We start from the raw sequence: 16,231 nt of genomic DNA on the forward strand, positions 1-16,231 counted from the left end.
GCGCTCACGGTTTTTGGGAGACAGAAAGCGGCATGGCTTGGAACGACAAGGTCGTCTGGCAGGAAGGCATGTTCCTTCGCGCCCAGCACTACCAGCAGCAGGACCGCTATTTCGAAACCCTGCTCCAGGCGAGGACCGCGCCGCTGCGCCCGCATCCCTGGGGCGTGACCGACATCAGCCTCGACCGGGACCTGCTGGGCGCGGGCAAGTTCGCGCTCTCCAACATCGCGGGCGTGATGGAGGACGGCACGCCCTTCTCCATCCCCGGCACGGCGGACCAGCCCACCCCGCTCGATCTGCTGGAGGGCACGCGCAACCAGATCGTTTACCTGGCCCTGCCCGTCCGCCAGCCCGGCAGCCCAGAGGTGACGGCGACCGATGGGCCCGAAGGCGCCGCCGCGCGCTACGGCCTGCGCGCCTTCGAGGCCTATGACACGCATTCGGACGCCACGCTCCCGGCCGAGATCGCCGTCGGCCGCCCGCGACTGCGCTACATGCTGGAAAGCGAGGAGCGCGCGGGCTTCTCCTGCCTCGGCCTCGCCCGCATCGTGGAGGTGCAGGCCGACCGACGCGTCGTGATCGACGAGCGCTACATCCCGCCCTGCCTGCGCGTCTCCGCCGTCTCCCCGCTGTCGAACGTGCTGGGCGAGCTGGTGGGCATGCTGAACCAGCGCGCCGAGGCGCTGGGCGCCCGCCTCTCGCAGCCTGGCGCGCGGGGCGTCGCCGAGGTCGCGGACTTCCTGCTGCTGCAGACGGTGAACCGCTGCCTGCCGCTGCTCGCGCATTTCGCCGATGCGGGGAACATCCACCCCGAGGCGCTCTTCGCGACGTTGGTGCAGATCGCGGGCGAGCTCGCGACCTTCACGGCGCCCGACAAGAAGGCCAGCACCTATCCCGCCTACCGGCATGACGACCTGCAGCGCAGCTTCGCGCCCGTGATCGCGGACCTCCGCCGCAGCCTCTCCGCGGTGCTGGAGACCAATGCCGTCGAGATCCCGCTGCAGGAGCGCAGCCACGGCGTGCGCGTCGGCCCCATCCTGGACCGCAACCTGCTGCGCGCCGGCCAGTTCGTGATGACCGTGATGGCGGACATGCCGGGCGAGACCGTCCGCCGCCAGTTCCCCAACCAGGTGAAGATCGGCGCCGTGGAGCATATCCGCGAGCTGGTGAACGTGGCGCTGCCCGGCATCATCGTGCGCCCGCTTCCCGTCGCCCCGCGCCAGATCCCGTTCCACGCGGGCGCCGTCTATTTCGAGCTCGATCGCGGCTCGCCGCATTGGCAGCAGATGCAGAGCAGCGGCGGCTTCGCGATCCACGTCTCCGGTGATTTCCCGAACCTGCGTCTCAGCCTGTGGGCGATACGAGCATGAGCGACAATCCTTTCGGCGAACCCGACGATGCCGACCGCACGGTGGTCGGCCGGGGCGCGCAGCCGCGGCCCGTGGCCAGCGCCCCGATGCAGCCGGTCTCCGCGCCGCCAGCCTCCTCCGGCGGCGCGGCCCCGCGCCTGGCGGGCGAGGCGGAGGCCTTGCCCAAGGTCGGGCCCGGCCCGCTGGCGGCGGCCGCCTCGCCGCTGCTGGAAATCCTCGCGCGCCTCGCCAATGCCGGCATCGCGAGCCAGCCGCCGGTGGAGGAGCTGCGCGAGCGCTCGCTGCGCGCGCTGCGGACCTTCGAGGCCGATGCGCGCGACATCGGCGCGACGGCCGAGGAAATCCGCGCCGCGCATTACGTGCTCTGCTCCGCGCTCGACGATGTGGTGCTGAGCATGCCCTGGGGGGCGCAATCCTCCTGGGCGCAGAAGTCGCTCGTCTCCACCTTCCACCAGGAGGTCCGCTCGGGCGAGCGCGTCTTCGACCTGCTCTCGGGCATGCAGAAGGATCCCGGCCGCTACAAGGGCGCGCTGGAGATCACCTACCTCGCCCTCTCGCTCGGCCTGCAGGGCAAGTACCGCCTCATGCCGCGCGGCACGGCCGAGCTGGATCGCGTGCGCGAGGGGCTCTACCAGCTGCTGGTGCAGTTGCGCGGCAATTACGAGCGCGAACTCTCGCCGCATTGGCGCGGCGTGGACGCGCCGCATCGCGGCATGAGCCGCAGCGTCCCGGCCTGGGTCGCCTTCGCGCTGGCGCTCGCGCTGCTGGGGGGTGGCTGGTACTACGTCTCCAACAATCTCGGCGCGCAGGCCGATGGGCTCTATGAGCGCATGGCCGCGCTTCCGCCCGGCGCCCTGCCCTCCATCGACCGCACGGCGCCGCCCGTGCCGCCCGCCCCGCCGCCGCCGCCGCCGCCCAACGTCCCGCCCAAGCCGGATGCGCTGCCGAGCCTGCGGCAATTCCTCGCACCCGAGATCCGCGAGGGCCTGGTGACCGTGGAAGGCGACGCGCAGCGCATCCTGGTCCGCATCCGCAATCGCGGCATGTTCCCCTCGGGCTCCGCGACGCTGGACCCCCGGTACAACGACCTGATGCGCCGTATCGGCGAGGCACTGAAGATCGAGCCCGGGCGCGTGCAGGTGCAGGGCCACTCGGACAACCAGCCCATCCGCACCGTGCGCTTCCCGTCCAACTTCGCGCTGTCCCAGGCGCGGGCGCAGGAGGCGGCGAACATGATCATCGCCGCCAACGGCATGCCCGCGCGCTTCGCCGTCGAGGGCCGCGCCGACGCCGAGCCCATCGCCCCCAACACCACCCCCGAAGGCCGCGAGCAGAATCGCCGCATCGAGGTGATCCTGAACCGGGAGGGTTCGTGATGCGCGGCCTCTTCACCATCCCCGCGCTGGGCGCCCTGCTGGGCGTCCTGCTGCTGGACGTCGTCTTCTGGATCTTCGCGCCGCTGCTGGGCGAGATGTTCGATCCCCTGTGGATGCGCGGGATCCTCGTCGCCATCCCGGTGCTCATCTGGTTCCTCGTCTTCTTCCTGATCGGCCGCAAGCGCGAGGCACGTGACGCGGGATTGGTCGAAGCCGCCGCCGCGCCCGACCCGCAGGTCAAGAAGGACGAGGCCGCGGCCGAGGAGGAGGCCGAGCTGCGCGCCAAGCTCACGGATGCGCTGGCCAAGCTGAAATCCGCGACCGGCGGCAAGGGCACCTACCTCTACGACCTGCCCTGGTACGCGATCATCGGCCCGCCCGGCTCGGGCAAGACGACGGCCCTGCTCAATTCCGGCCTGGAGTTCCCGCTGGCCGAGGGCCGCGTGGCGGGCGTCGGCGGCACGCGCTTCTGCGACTGGTGGCTGACCGAGCGCGCGGTGCTGATCGACACCGCCGGCCGCTACACGACACAGGACAGCGACGCGGAAACGGACAAGGCGGGGTGGGAGCGCTTCCTCGACCTGCTGAAGAAGAACCGCCCGCGCCAGCCGCTGAACGGCGTGCTGGTGGCCTTCGGCGTGGACATGCTCTCGCGGCTCGATGCGACGCAGCGGGAGGCGCATGCGCGCAACGTCCGCCGCCGAATCAAGGAGCTGGAGACGCGGCTCGGGCAGAAGCTGCCGGTCTATTTCCTCGTCACCAAGGCGGACCTGCTGCCCGGCTTCCTGGAATTCTTCGACGATCTCGACAAGAACCAGCGCGAGCAGGCCTGGGGCTTCACCTTCCCCGTGAAGGCGGCGCCGGAAGGCAGCGTCACGCAGTTCAACGCCGAGTTCGACGCCCTGAAGGCCCGCCTGCTGGACCGCGAGTTCGAGCGCCTGCAGACGGAGCGCGGCCCCGCCCAGCGCGCCGCCATCGCGGGCTTCCCGGCGCAGTTCGCCTCGCTGCAGGCGCCGCTGCAGGAATTCGCGCAGGCGGCCTTCGGCGGCTCCAAGCTCGACCCCGCGCCCTTCCTGCGCGGCGTCTACTTCACCTCCGGCACGCAGGAGGGCACGCCGCTCGACCGCCTGGCCGGCGCGCTCTCGCGCTCCTTCGGGCTGGATCCGAGCCGGCCGGCGAACGTCATGGGCCAGAAGGGCCGCGCCTACTTCCTGGCGCGCGTCCTGAAGGACGTGGTGTTCAACGAGGCACGGCTGGCGGCAAATGACCGCGGCCTGGAATCGCGCCAGCGCATCGTGCAGATCGGCTCCTGGGCCGCGGCGCTGCTGCTGGTTCTGGCCGGCGGCGCGCTGGGCTGGTCCGCGCTCAACAGCGAGGCCGGGCGCAGCGAGCGCCTCGCCGCCGCCGTCACGGGCGCGGAACAGGCGGGCGGCGCCACCCCGCTCGACCGCGTCCGCAGCCCCGATCTGGCGCCCGTGCTCGGCTATCTGGAGGCTGCGCGCGCGCTGCCGCCGGCAGCCGCCGGCGAGGGCCCCGGCTTCGGGCTGAGCCAGGAGGAGATGCTGAAGCAGGGCGCCGAAAGCGCCTACAGCCGCGCGCTCAACCGCGTGCTGCTGCCGCGCCTGCTCGCCCGGCTGGAAGTGCAGATCCGGGAGGGCATCCAGCGGCCCGACTATCTCTACGAGGCCGTGCGCGTCTACCTGATGCTCGGCAAGCAGGGGCCGCTGGACCGCAACCTGATCAAGGAGTGGTTCGCGCTCGACTGGCAGGCCGCCTTCCCGGGCGCCGTGAACCAGCCGGGCCGCGAGGCGCTGGGCCGGCATCTCGAAGCGCTGCTGGCGGGGTCGCTCGCCACCTATCCGCTGGATGGCGCGCTGGTGGACCAGGCGCGGCGCGTCTTCTCGCGCCTGCCCATGGCGCAGCGCGTCTATGCCCGCCTGCGCTCGCTGGCGGACAACACGCCGGCCTGGACGCCGGGGCAGCCGCTCGGCGCCGCCGGGCAGCGCTACTTCGCCCGCGCCAGCGGGCGGCCCATGACCGAGGGCGTGCCCGGCTTCTTCACCGTGGAAGGGCTCTACCGCGCCGTGCTGCCGCGCCTGCCGCAGGCCGCGCTGGAAGCGGCCAGCGAATCCTGGGTGCTGGGCCCCGAGGCCGCCACTGCCGCGGGCGATCCGCGCCGGCTGGAGGCGGACGTTCTCGCCCTCTACGCGGCCGACTACATCCGCGCCTGGGAGGCGATGCTGAACGACCTGGTGCTGCCGCCGGTGGTGGGCCTCAACGCCTCGGCCGAGGCGTTGAACCTCCTCGGCGCCCCCAACTCGCCCATGAAGGACCTGCTGCGCTCCATCGCGCGCCAGCTCTCGCCGGGCACGGCACCGGAGACGGTGGGCAGCGCGGCGGCCGGCGCGGTGGCGGCGGTGGCACAGGCCACGGGCTCGGCCACCGCGGCGGCGGCGAGCCGCGTGGCGGCGGCCGTGGGCGCCACGGGCGGCAACAGCGCGGCCCCGGTCGCCGAGGCCGTCGAACGCCACTTCCAGGGGCTTCGCGAGGCGTCAGGCCAGCCGCTGGACGGCGTGCTCGCCATCCTCAACGACCTCTATGTGCAGGTGGCGCGGCTGGCCAACGCCCCGCCCGGCACGGTGATGCCCCAGACGGCCGGCCTCGACCCCGGCCAGCGCCTGCTGGCGGAGGCCCAGCGCCAGCCGGAGCCCCTGCGGAGCTGGATGACGGCCCTCGCCCAGGCCACGGGCCGCGCCCGCGCCGGTGGCGCCCAGGCGGCCATCGCGGCGGCCGCGGGCGGGGGCGGCGGCGGCGGTGGTGGTGGGGGTGGCGGCGGTGCGCTGCTCTCGCTCTGCCGCAGCATCGAGACGCGCTTCCCATTCCGGCGCCAGCAGAACGCGCCCGACATGCCGGTGGACGACTTCATCCGCCTCTTCGCGCCGGGCGGCGTGTTCGACAGTTTCTTCACGCAGCACCTGCGCCCCTACGCCGATACGACTCAGCGCCCCTGGCGCCCGGTCGCGACCGAAGGGCTGCCCCCGCCCATCTCGGCCTCGGACCTGCTGCAGTTCCAGCGGGCCCAGGCGATCCGCGAGGCCTTCTTCCCCGCGGGCGTGGCCAATGGCTTCCGCTTCCAGCTCATCCCGCAGGGCATCTCCGCCGCCGCTTCCTCCGGCACGCTGGAGGCCTCGGGCGCGCGCAATGCGCTGACGCCGGGCGGCGGCGGGCGGCCGATCGACGTGACCTGGCCCGCATTGCAGCCGGTGACGCTGAGCTTCGACCCGCCCTCCAGCCGGGGAGACCTCGCCTATGACGGCGCCTGGGCGACGCTCCGGCTCGTCTTCCTGCACCGCCTTCTCGGCACCAACCAGCCGGACCGCTTCCGGCTCACGGTGACGCAGGGCGACCGCACGGCCGAGTTCCTGGTGCAGGCGGGAAGCAGCATCAATCCCTTCGGCCTGAGGGAGCTTCTGGAGTTCCGCTGCCCGACCTTCCAGCCGCCGCAGAACTAACGCCATGGACGAAGTCCGCCCCGGGCTCTTCGGCAAGCTCCCCGCCCATGGGGACTTCGTCCGGCGTGCCCTGCCCCGCAGCTTCGTCGCCCCGTGGGACGCCTGGCTGAGCGAGGGAATGGCCCAGGCCCGAGAGAGCCTGGGCGACGAGGCCTGGGAGACCGCCTGGGCCGCCGCGCCGGTCTGGCGCTTCCGCCTCGCGCCGGGCGCCTGCGGACCGGATGCCGCCTTCGGCGTGGTCGCGACCTCGGCCGATACGGTGGGCCGCCGCTTTCCGCTGACGGCCGCGGTGGTGATGCCCATGGCCGGGCTCGCTCCACCGCCCGAATGGTACGATGCGCTCGAGGCCGCCGTGCTTCAGGGCCGCGCCGGCGACCTCGACGCGGATGCCTTGGCGGCCGCCCTGCCTGAGCCGCCCCCCGACGAGACAGACGCGACCCTGGACGGCCGCAGCATCTTCTGGGCCGCGGGCCGTCCGCCGCGCGGCATGCCGGCCGCCGCCGATTTCCGCTTCCTGCTGGAGCCCGAGGAGCCATGAGCGCGACTATCCTCCGCTCAAGCGCCGCGACTCATCCCGGCGCCGTTCGCCCCCGCAATGAAGACAACCTCGTCGACCGGCCCGACCTCGGCCTCTGGGCCGTTGCGGACGGCGCGGGCGGCCATGGCTCCGGCGACGTCGCGAGCGCGGCCATCGCCGATGCGCTGGGCAGCATCCCGCCCGGCCTGAACGCGGCGGAGATGCTGGCCCAGGTCCGCCTGCGGCTCGCGGGCGTGCATGGCGAGCTGAAGGCCAAGGCGCTGGCCCGGGGGACGGGAGGCGTCATCGCCTCCACCATCGTCGTGCTGTTAGCGCGCGGCGGGTACTACGCCGCGCTCTGGGCGGGCGACAGCCGGATCTACCTGCTGCGCGATCGCCAACTGCTGCGCCTGACGCGCGACCACAGCCTGGTGCAGGAAATGGTGGACGCCGGGGACCTCGACCCCGAGGCCGCGGAGGCTCATCCACAAGCCAACATCATCACGCGCGCCGTGGGCGCCGAGGGCGAGCTGGAGCTCGACAAGGCGGCCGACCGCATGCTGCCGGGCGACCGTTTCATGCTGTGCAGCGACGGCGTGTTCAAGGAGCTGCCGGAAGCGCGGATCGCGGAGCTGCTGGCCGGCGGCGCGGATGCGGCGGAGCTCGTGCGCTGCGCCGTGGAAGCCGGCGGCCGCGACAATGTGAGCGTGGTGCTGGTCGACGGCTAGGCCGGCATCCCGCCGTACAGTCCGGCCAGAGGTTAGCCGCAGGCCGCGAGCGCGAAGCGCGGCCGCGCCCCAGATGCCGATCCGACCCAGCACGCCAGGGCAAGGCGCGAAGGCAGGCGCGCGAAGCGCGCACCCGGCATCTGGGGGCAATAAAAAAGCCGGGCGCGCCATGCGCGCCCGGCCTGCCGTGTGGAACCGTGAACCGGTTCTCAGGTGAGCTTCTGCTCGCCCACGTCGTAGACCACGTGGCCGGTCGTCTTCGACGCGAACTTGTCGTCGATGTTCAGATATTCGCTGTCGACCTTCATGAAGTTGAGGCTCAGGCTCTCCATCGGGCGGTCGCCGCCGCTGGAGATGCTGTAGCTCGCGATCACGGCATCGCTCAGCACGTACTTCTGATAGGGGATGTGCTTGCCGTTGTTGTCGGTCTGGGTCAGCTCGATCTTCACTTCGACCGCCTTGCCGCCGAGCGCCTCCTTGAAGAGAAGCGGCGAGGAGATGTCCATGGACTTCGTCAGCACGATCTCGCTGATCGAAGGCGCCGTGGACTCGCGCTTGGACGCACCGCCCTGCGACGCGGTGATGCTGCGGCCCATGCCGAACTGCATGGAGTTGATCTCGATCCAGTCCTTGTGGGCCTGCTGGGTCGTCTCACCCTTGATCGAGCCGTATTTCAGGAAGATGGCCATCGCTTCTCCACTCCACTGCCGCGGACTATGTCCAACCTGGCGCCGCGGCGGCGGCCTGGCCGGTTTGGGTGACGGCGGGACCACCCCGCCGCCAAATTGGAGCCTCCTCCGACGCACCCTCGATGGGGCTGAAAGTCAGGTCGAAGGCCCGTTTCCGAGTATTTCATGCACGTCCAAGCGGCTTCCCTGCAACGGCATATTGTTCGCGTCTGTCGCGTTCACGAAAGCGCGTAACTGAACGCGCCCTCATCGTTCATACTCACGCGCACATTGCTGATCGGTTGACCTTCGGAGAGCCGCTCGAGAACCAGCGCGGAAAGCTCCGGCAGCAGCGTCCTGTTGAGGATGTTCTCGATATTGCGCGCACCACTTTCCACCTCGCGGCAGCGCTCCACGATCGCGTCGATCACAGAGGAATCCACCTCGAACGCCGCGTCATAGGATTCGCGCACGCGCTTGCCAATGCTGCGAAGCTTCAGCCCGATGATCTGCTTCAGCACATGGTCGGCGAGCGGGTAGTAGATCACGACGTTGCAGCGGCCGAGGAAGGCCGGCTTGAAGGATTTCAGCAGATCCGGCCGCAGCGCTTCCGCCAGCGCCTCCGGGTCGGGTGCCGTGTCGGGATCGGCGCAGAGCTTCGCGATGGTGTCGGTGCCCGCGTTCGACGTCATGATGATGACGCAGTTCTTGAAGTCGATGTCGCGGCCTTCGCCGTCCTTCATGTTGCCCTTGTCGAAGACCTGGTAGAACACGTCCTGGACGCCGGGATGCGCCTTCTCCATCTCGTCGAGCAGGATCACCGAATAGGGACGCCGGCGCACCGCTTCCGTCAGGACGCCGCCCTCGCCGTAGCCGACATAGCCGGGCGGGCTGCCCATCAGCGTCGCGACCTTATGCTCCTCCTTGAACTCGCTCATGTTGATGGTGGTGAGGTTCTGCTCGCCGCCATACAGCAGGTCCGCAACTGCCAGCGCCGTCTCCGTCTTACCGACGCCGGAGGTGCCGGCCATCATGAAGACGCCGATCGGCTTGCGCGGATCGGCAAGGCCCGCGCGATTCGTGCGGATGGCCTGCGCGATGGCCGCGAGCGCGTGGCTCTGGCCCACGACGCGCTCCTCCAGCCGTTCCTGGAGCTGCATCACCGCCTTGATCTCGTCGCCCGCCATGCGGCCGAGCGGAATGCCGGTCCAGGTGGCCACGACCTCTGCGACGGCCTGCCCGTCCACCACGGGATGCACCAGCGGCTCCTCGCCCTGAAGCGCGCGCAGATCGGCCGTGGCCTTCGTCAATTCGGCGAGAGCGGCGACCGTGTCCTGGCCTTCGGGCGGATTCTCCAGCTTCTCGCGCAGCTCGCGGATCTGGGTGACGAAGCCCTTCTCCTGCTCCCAGCGCTCCTTGAGCTTGGCGAGCTCCGCCTCGACCTCGGCCTTCTCCATGACCAGCGCGCCGGTGCGCTTCTCATGGTCGCCGCCGGTCGCCGCCTCGCGGCCCAGCGCCGCCAGCTCGGTTTCGATGAGCGCGAGACGACGCGTGCGGTCCTCGATGGGCGCGGGAATCGCGGCCTGGCTCATCGAGACGCGCGCGCAGGCGGTATCGAGCAGGGAGACGCCCTTGTCGGGAAGCTGGCGCGCCGGGATGTAGCGAGCCGAAAGGCGCACCGTCTCCGTCACCGCCTCATCGAGGATTCGCACGCCGTGGTGCTTCTCCAGCGTCGCGACCAAGCCGCGCAGCATGGCATTGGCCAGCGGCAGCGCCGGCTCCTCGACCTTCACGACCTGGAAGCGGCGGGTGAGGGCCGCGTCCTTCTCGAAGTACTTCTTGTACTCGGCCCAGGTGGTGGCCGCGATGCAGCGCAGCTCGCCGCGCGCCAGCGCGGGCTTGAGCAGGTTGGCGGCATCGTTCTGCCCGGCCTGACCGCCGGCGCCGATGAGCGTATGCGCCTCGTCGATGAACATGACGACGGGCTGGGGCGAGGCCTTGGCGCCGTCGATCACCCCCTTGAGGCGATTCTCAAACTCGCCCTTCATGCCGGCGCCCGCCTGCAGCATGCCGAGGTCGAGCGACATGAGGCGGACTTTCGCGAGGGCTTCCGGCACGTCGCCCGAGGCGATTCGCAGCGCGAGGCCCTCGACGACGGCCGTCTTGCCCACGCCCGCTTCGCCCGTGAGGATCGGGTTGTTCTGGCGGCGGCGCGTCAGGATGTCGATCATCTGCCGGATCTCGGCATCGCGGCCGAGGATGGGGTCGATCTTGCCCGCCTTGGCCTGGGCCGTGAGGTCCGTGCAGAACTGGTCCAGCGGGCCGCCCGCGCGGGGCGCGCCGCCTTCGGCCGCCGCGGCGGCGCCGCCCGGCGCGGGCGCGACGGAGGCCTGCGCCTCCTCCTCGCTGCCCTTGGTCAGGCCTTCGAGATTCTTCCGCAGCCCGTCGATGGGAATGTTGAGCAGGGTGGGCGCGCTCTCCTTCACGGTGCGGCCCAGCGCCTCGTCGCTCAGCAGGGCTGCCAGCAGGTGACCCGTGCGGATCTTGCCCTGGTTGCCCTCGAGGCTCGCGATCAGCCAGGCCTCGCGCAGCCAGGTCACGATATCGGGCGAGAGGCCGGGGGCGCGGGCGTTGCCGGTGCGCATCTTGTCGAGCGCACGCGTCAGTTCGGAAAGTACTCGCCCAGCATCGACCTCGGCATGGCGAAGAATCATCGAGACATCGGAACCCGGCGTCTCGATCAGCTTCACAAGAAGATGCTCGATTTCGACGTTGTAATGGCTTCGGGACAAGGTCAGGCCCGCTGCCGCTTCCAGTTGCCGCCGTCCGAGTTCGGTCATGCGGGCCACGAGGGATTTCAGATCAATAGCGACCATGTAGCCGACGCCTCCGACACTGCTCAAAAGGACCAGGATTTTCTTGGCCGGGAAGCTAGGGGGGGCCTTCGCCGACTGTCCAGCGGAGAACCATGAAACCGGTGAATAATTCCTAAGCAAGGCAGGCACGCGCCTCAAATTTCACACTGAAATTCATAATTTCAACAATCTCGACAAATTGATGCGAGAACATCGAGTGAGACACACGCGACGAAAATGCGCTGGCGTTCCGTAGGCGGATGTTCATGTTCTATCATCATTCTTCCCGTGCAGACGGGCCGGGAAGCGATCTGGGGGACTGATGGCGGACGACGTGGTGGATGTGGGAGCCCTGGTGGCAGCCGTCGGCGAGAATGGAGCCGGCGAGGATCTGCGACAGGATTATTCCGCGACCTCGATCTATCAGCGCCTGCGCGACGCCCGTGCCGAGGCCCGGGCCGAGGAACGCGCGCGCGATAGCCAGGGCGACAGCGAAGGCCCCCCCGTCGAAGGTTGGCGCCAGGTCCGGCGACTGGCCGTCGAAGCCCTTTCCGATCGCAGCAAGGATTTCGAGATCGCGGCCTGGCTGGTCGAGGCGCTGGTCCGTCAGGAAGGGCTCTCCGGCCTCGCCGCCGGCTCCCGAACTCTGGCCGGACTGCTGGAAAATCATTGGGATGCGGGCTTTCCTCAACTCGAGGACGAAGGCCTGGAGGACCGCGCAGCCCCGCTCGGCGGCCTGGCCGGCGGGGACAGCGACGGCACGATCATGCAGCCGCTGCGGCGGACCGCGCTGTTCCGCCGCCCCTCGGGGGAAACGGTCAGCCTTTATCAGTATGAAGCGTCTTCCGACACGGCGGGCCTAGCCGATGAGACCCGGAAGGAGCAGCGCTACGGCCAGGGCGTGATCCCGCTGGAAACGCTCGAAACCGAGGCGAAGTTCGACCGGGCGAGCCTGCAGCAGGTGGCCGCGGCGGCCCTGGCCGCCCGCTCTGCGTGGCAGGAATTCCAGGATCAGCTCGACGCCCGCTTCGGCATGGATTCACCCCCCACCCGCCGTGTGGCCGAGGTCCTGGACCGCATGGCCCAGGTCGCGACCCTGCTGGGCGGCGCCCCGGCCTCCGCCGAGGATGCCGCCGTCCCCGGGGTGGCCGAGACCACAGGCATGGCGCCTGCAGCTGGCGTGGCCCCGGCGGCTGGGGCCGCGGGCATCGCGATTCCGGCAAATGCGATCGCGACGCGGGAGCAGGCGCTCAAGACACTGGAAAATCTTGCGGAATTCTTCCAGAAGACCGAGCCGCACTCGTTCCTGGCCTATACCTTATCCGATGCAGCTCGCCGCGGACGCATGCCGCTGCCTGAATTGCTGGCGGAGGTGCTCCAGGACGAGACGGCCCGGACGGCGATGCTGACGGCCCTCGGGATCAGGCCCGGCGGGCTGGATGAGCAATGACATGGAAAATTCCAAGGAATACAACTTTTGATTGAGATGATGACCCTGTCGCGTTGACGCTCCATTTGGGCCCGGCATAGGCTCCGGCCCCGAACGGAGCAGAACAAGCTCCGAGGATTACTCGGTTTATTGGGCGCTCGCGCGCCGTTTCATTTGGCGCTGACGCGCCTGGGAGAGAAGATATGGCCAGCGTTCATGACAAACTGAACCGCGTGCGGAAGCCGCGGGTCCATATCACTTATGAGGTCGAGACCGAAGGCGCGGCGATCGAGCGAGAGCTGCCCTTCATCGTCGGCGTCATGGGCGATTTCGCCGGCGACCCCAGCGAGCCCCTGAAGCCGCTGGCGGAGCGCAAGTTCACCCAGATCGACCGTGACAACTTCAACGACGTCATGGCCCGCATCGCCCCGGGCCTGAACATGAAGGTGGACAACACCCTGGCCGGCGACGGCAGCCAGATGGCGGTCAACCTCAAGTTCCGCAGCATGGACGATTTCGACCCGGCCAAGGTGGCCGAGCAGGTGCCCGCGCTGAAGGCCCTGATGGAAACCCGCGCCAAGCTGCGCGACCTGATGAGCAAGGTGGACAATTCCGACAAGCTGGAGGAGCTGCTGGACGAGGTCCTGCAGGACGAGGCCAAGCTCAAGGCCCTCTCCGAACAGCTTGGCATCGGCAAGGAGGGCTGAGCGATGAGCGGAACCCAGACCCAGCCCGGCGCCGCCGGCAGCACGACGACCACCGAAGGCGAGGCTTCCTTCCTCGACCAGGTGATCGGCGCCACCCGCCAGACCGAGCGCGACCGCGCGCAGGACCTCATCAAGGCCCTGACCGAGGAAGCGCTGAAGGGCACCGTCACCTACAGCCGCAACCTGACGCAGACCTTCAACCGCGCCATCGCCGAGATCGACCGCAAGCTGTCCGAGCAGCTGAACGCAATCATCCACAACGAGAAGTTCCTCAAGCTCGAGGGCTCCTGGCGCGGGCTGAACCATCTCGTCATGAACAGCGAGACGGGTACCAGTCTGAAGATCCGCCTGCTGCAGGCCTCCAAGCGCGAGCTGAACCGCGACCTGACCCGCGCGGTGGAGTTCGACCAGAGCGGCCTCTTCAAGAAGATCTACGAGAACGAGTTCGGCACCCCGGGCGGCGAGCCCTACGGCGCGCTCATCGGCGACTACGAGTGGACCAACCACCCCGATGACGTCGAGACGCTCCGCCTCGTCTCCAACGTGGCGGCGGCGGCCTTTGCCCCCTTCATCTCGGCAGCCGGCCCCGGCATGTTCGGCTTCTCCGACTACCGGGAGCTGTCGAAGCCGCGCGACCTCTCGAAGATCTTCGAGACGCAGGAATACGCCAAGTGGCGCTCCTTCCGCGACAGCGAGGACAGCCGTTTCGTCACCCTCGTCCTGCCGCGCGTGATCGCCCGCCTGCCCTATGGCGCGAACACGAAGCCGATCGACGAGTTCGCCTATGAGGAAGCGCCCTTCAACGCCGACGGCAGCGCCAAGGCGATGGAGCACAACGAGTACTGCTGGATGAACGCGGCCTACGTGCACGCCACGCGCCTGACGGACGCCTTCGCCCAGTACGGCTGGTGCACCGCCATCCGCGGCGCCGAGGGCGGCGGCATGGTGACCAACCTGCCAACGCACGTCTTCACCTCGGACGACGGCGACATGGACACCAAGTGCCCCACGGAGATCGGCATCACCGACCGCCGCGAGGCCGAGTTGTCCAACAACGGCTTCCTGCCGCTCTGCCATTACAAGAACACCGACTACTCGGTCTTCTTCGGCGCGCAGACCACCCAGAAGCCGAAGAAGTACGACCGCCCCGAGGCAACGGCCAACGCCGCCATCTCGGCCCGCCTGCCCTACATCATGGCGACCAGCCGCTTCGCCCATTTCCTCAAGGTGATGGCGCGCGACAAGATCGGCTCCTTCATGGAGGCGACGGATTGCGAGCAGTGGCTGAATCGCTGGATCCAGAACTACGTGAACCCGATGGAGGGCGCGGGCCAGGAAGCGCGTGCGAAGTACCCGCTGCGCGAGGCCAAGATCGAGGTGAAGGAGATTCCGGGCCGCCCCGGCTCCTACAACGCGGTCGCCTATCTGCGCCCCTGGCTGCAGCTGGAAGAGCTCACGACCTCCATGCGGATGGTCGCGCGTATCCCGCAGAAGGCCTGAGGCTGGTTCGAAAGGAGGCGATGTGGCGGAACTCGGCGCCATGTTGCCGGATCCGGGACCGCAGGATGCGGGCCTGCGCGAGGTGGTCCTCGCCGGTCGCCATTTCGGCGCCGGCGCGCCTGCCTCCGCCATGGCCGAATTCCTCGCGGAATCGGACGCCGGCGCGATCCTGCGCGGCTGGATGGGGCGCTCCCGCCTCGCCCGCCTCGCGGCCTCCGGGCCGGACCGCAAGGCCCGGCTGGAGGAAGCGCTCGACCGTGACATCGCCGCCCTCGACGCCGCCATCTCCCGCCAGCTCGACGCCATCCTGCACCAGCCGCGCCTGACGCGGATGGAAGGCTCCTGGCGCGGGCTGCACTGGCTGGTCGAGGGCTTCGTGCAGGATCGCCTGGTGAAGGTGCGCCTGCTGACGCTGCGCTGGCAGGAACTGGCGCGCGACCTGGAGAGAGCGGCGGAGTTCGACCAGTCCACCCTCTTCCGCCTCATCTACGAGGACGAGTTCGGCACCCCCGGCGGCGAGCCCTACGGCATGCTGGCCGCGGATTTCGAGATCCGGCCCGGCCCGGCGGCCGGCCATCCGGTCGATGACGTGGCCGTACTCGGCCAGCTCTCCGCCATCGGGGCCGCGGCCTTCTGCCCCATCGTGATGCCGGCCGCCCCCGCCCTTCTCGGCCTCGACGACTGGCATGACGCCAGCACCACCGTGTCGCTCTCGGAGGTGCTTCGCGCGCCGGAGCGCACGCGCTGGCGCAGCCTCGCGGGGCGCGAGGATACGCGCTTCCTCGCGCTCGTGCTGCCGCGCGTCCTGGGCCGCGCCGCCTGGCGCGACGACGGCACCCGCGCCGACCGCTTCCGCTACCGCGAGGATGCGGGCCATGCGAACCAGCGGGTCTGGACGACGCCGGTCTACGCCCTGGCCTCCGTCGCGGCGCGGGCCTTCGCGCGCTACCGCTGGCCCGCCGAGATCCGCGGCGCGGAGCCGGGCTGGGAGGCGCTCGGCGGCGTCGTCGAGACGCTGCCGCATGAGCGCTTCCGCGCCGACCCGCCCGGCCCGCCGCCGCGCCCGCCGCTGGAACTGTCCCTGACCGACGATCAGGAGCGCGAGGCCGCCGATGGTGGCATGGTCGCCTTCTGCGGCCTCGATGCCCTGCCCGAGGCGAGCTTCGGCGCGGTGCCGAGCCTGCACCGCCCTCCGCGCATGACGACGCAGGTGGCCGATGCAAACCAGCGCATCTCCGCACAGCTCAACAGCGTGCTCTGCGTCTCCCGCTTCGCGCATGTCGTGAAGCTGATGGGCCGCGACATGGTCGGCAGCTTCCTGGGCCCCGACGAGGTCGAGTTGCGGCTGCAGCAATGGCTGAACCGGCACATCACGGGCCTGGCCGGCGGCGGCGACGCGGCCGCGCGCTATCCGCTGCGCGACGCGCGCGTCGAAGTGCGCGAGCGCCCCGGCCGTCCCGGCGCCTATGGCTGCACCATGACGCTGCAGCCGCACTACCAGCTGGATGAGGTCGGTGCCTCCTTCCGGCTTGTCACCGATCTCGCCGCGCCGCGCGCGGCCGCCTGAGA

General features: G+C 69.9%; 11 protein-coding genes. 9 read left to right on the forward strand and 2 right to left on the reverse strand.

The window, feature by feature from the left end; all coding sequences use genetic code 11:
* Nucleotides 1–32: 32 nt before the first annotated feature.
* Genes tssK through WJM96_RS13585 form a run of 5 tightly spaced genes read left to right on the forward strand, consistent with a single transcriptional unit; the run spans nt 33 to nt 7,503 of the window.
* Nucleotides 33–1,370 (forward strand): type VI secretion system baseplate subunit TssK, encoded by a 1,338-nt coding sequence (gene tssK / locus WJM96_RS13565; protein ID WP_424813022.1) that lies wholly within the window; start codon nt 33–35, stop codon nt 1,368–1,370.
* The gene (tssL, locus tag WJM96_RS13570; protein WP_424813023.1) at nt 1,367–2,746 is read left to right on the forward strand and encodes a type VI secretion system protein TssL, long form; all 1,380 of its coding nucleotides are present in this window, start codon (nt 1,367–1,369) and stop codon (nt 2,744–2,746) included. The genes tssK and tssL overlap by 4 nt, the downstream gene beginning before the upstream one ends.
* Nucleotides 2,746–6,258, forward strand: a complete 3,513-nt coding sequence (gene tssM, locus WJM96_RS13575) for a type VI secretion system membrane subunit TssM (protein ID WP_424813024.1) — start codon at nt 2,746–2,748, stop codon at nt 6,256–6,258. The genes tssL and tssM overlap by 1 nt, the downstream gene beginning before the upstream one ends.
* A 4-nt stretch (nt 6,259–6,262) precedes the next feature.
* Nucleotides 6,263–6,796 carry a type VI secretion system-associated protein TagF gene (gene tagF, locus WJM96_RS13580; RefSeq protein ID WP_424813025.1) on the forward strand — a complete coding sequence of 178 codons (534 nt, stop codon included), beginning with the start codon at nt 6,263–6,265 and terminating at the stop codon, nt 6,794–6,796.
* The gene (locus tag WJM96_RS13585; protein ID WP_424813026.1) at nt 6,793–7,503 is read left to right on the forward strand and encodes a PP2C family protein-serine/threonine phosphatase; all 711 of its coding nucleotides are present in this window, start codon (nt 6,793–6,795) and stop codon (nt 7,501–7,503) included. The genes tagF and WJM96_RS13585 overlap by 4 nt, the downstream gene beginning before the upstream one ends.
* 209 nt (nt 7,504–7,712) lie before the next feature.
* On the opposite strand, the gene WJM96_RS13590 is transcribed toward WJM96_RS13585, so the two are convergent.
* Both WJM96_RS13590 and tssH read right to left on the reverse strand, forming a co-directional pair.
* Complete coding sequence (locus WJM96_RS13590) at nt 7,713–8,192, reverse strand: Hcp family type VI secretion system effector (RefSeq protein WP_424813027.1); 480 nt, start codon at nt 8,190–8,192, stop codon at nt 7,713–7,715.
* Between the two features lie 218 nt (nt 8,193–8,410).
* Nucleotides 8,411–11,047, reverse strand: coding sequence for a type VI secretion system ATPase TssH (gene tssH, locus WJM96_RS13595; protein ID WP_424813028.1), 2,637 nt, complete (start codon nt 11,045–11,047; stop codon nt 8,411–8,413).
* Between the two features lie 301 nt (nt 11,048–11,348).
* On the opposite strand from tssH, the gene tssA reads away from it, so the two are divergent.
* The 4 genes from tssA to tssC (WJM96_RS13615) all read left to right on the forward strand — a co-directional run bounded on the left by tssA (nt 11,349) and on the right by tssC (WJM96_RS13615) (nt 16,229).
* Nucleotides 11,349–12,476 (forward strand): type VI secretion system protein TssA, encoded by a 1,128-nt coding sequence (gene tssA, locus WJM96_RS13600; RefSeq protein WP_424813029.1) that lies wholly within the window; start codon nt 11,349–11,351, stop codon nt 12,474–12,476.
* Between the two features lie 182 nt (nt 12,477–12,658).
* The gene (tssB, locus tag WJM96_RS13605; protein WP_424813030.1) at nt 12,659–13,162 is read left to right on the forward strand and encodes a type VI secretion system contractile sheath small subunit; all 504 of its coding nucleotides are present in this window, start codon (nt 12,659–12,661) and stop codon (nt 13,160–13,162) included.
* A 3-nt stretch (nt 13,163–13,165) separates the two neighbouring features.
* Nucleotides 13,166–14,662, forward strand: coding sequence for a type VI secretion system contractile sheath large subunit (gene tssC, locus WJM96_RS13610; protein WP_424813031.1), 1,497 nt, complete (start codon nt 13,166–13,168; stop codon nt 14,660–14,662).
* Nucleotides 14,663–14,684: 22 nt separating this feature from the next.
* Complete coding sequence (gene tssC, locus WJM96_RS13615; RefSeq protein WP_424813032.1) at nt 14,685–16,229, forward strand: type VI secretion system contractile sheath large subunit; 1,545 nt, start codon at nt 14,685–14,687, stop codon at nt 16,227–16,229.
* Nucleotides 16,230–16,231: the final 2 nt, after the last annotated feature.

Source organism: Roseococcus sp. YIM B11640 (assembly GCF_049727625.1).
In the GTDB taxonomy this organism is placed as follows: Bacteria; Pseudomonadota; Alphaproteobacteria; order Acetobacterales; family Acetobacteraceae; genus Roseococcus.

Bases quoted from the DNA above. Each gene is read 5' to 3' on its own strand.
- tssK (WP_424813022.1), top strand. From the start codon at position 33: ATGGCTTGGAACGACAAGGTCGTCTGGCAGGAAGGCATGTTCCTTCGC.
- tssA (WP_424813029.1), top strand. From the start codon at position 11,349: ATGGCGGACGACGTGGTGGATGTGGGAGCCCTGGTGGCAGCCGTCGGC.
- WJM96_RS13585 (WP_424813026.1), top strand. From the start codon at position 6,793: ATGAGCGCGACTATCCTCCGCTCAAGCGCCGCGACTCATCCCGGCGCC.
- tssB (WP_424813030.1), top strand. From the start codon at position 12,659: ATGGCCAGCGTTCATGACAAACTGAACCGCGTGCGGAAGCCGCGGGTC.
- WJM96_RS13590 (WP_424813027.1), bottom strand. From the start codon at position 8,192: ATGGCCATCTTCCTGAAATACGGCTCGATCAAGGGTGAGACGACCCAG.
- tssH (WP_424813028.1), bottom strand. From the start codon at position 11,047: ATGGTCGCTATTGATCTGAAATCCCTCGTGGCCCGCATGACCGAACTC.
- tagF (WP_424813025.1), top strand. From the start codon at position 6,263: ATGGACGAAGTCCGCCCCGGGCTCTTCGGCAAGCTCCCCGCCCATGGG.
- tssM (WP_424813024.1), top strand. From the start codon at position 2,746: ATGCGCGGCCTCTTCACCATCCCCGCGCTGGGCGCCCTGCTGGGCGTC.
- tssC (WP_424813031.1), top strand. From the start codon at position 13,166: ATGAGCGGAACCCAGACCCAGCCCGGCGCCGCCGGCAGCACGACGACC.
- tssL (WP_424813023.1), top strand. From the start codon at position 1,367: ATGAGCGACAATCCTTTCGGCGAACCCGACGATGCCGACCGCACGGTG.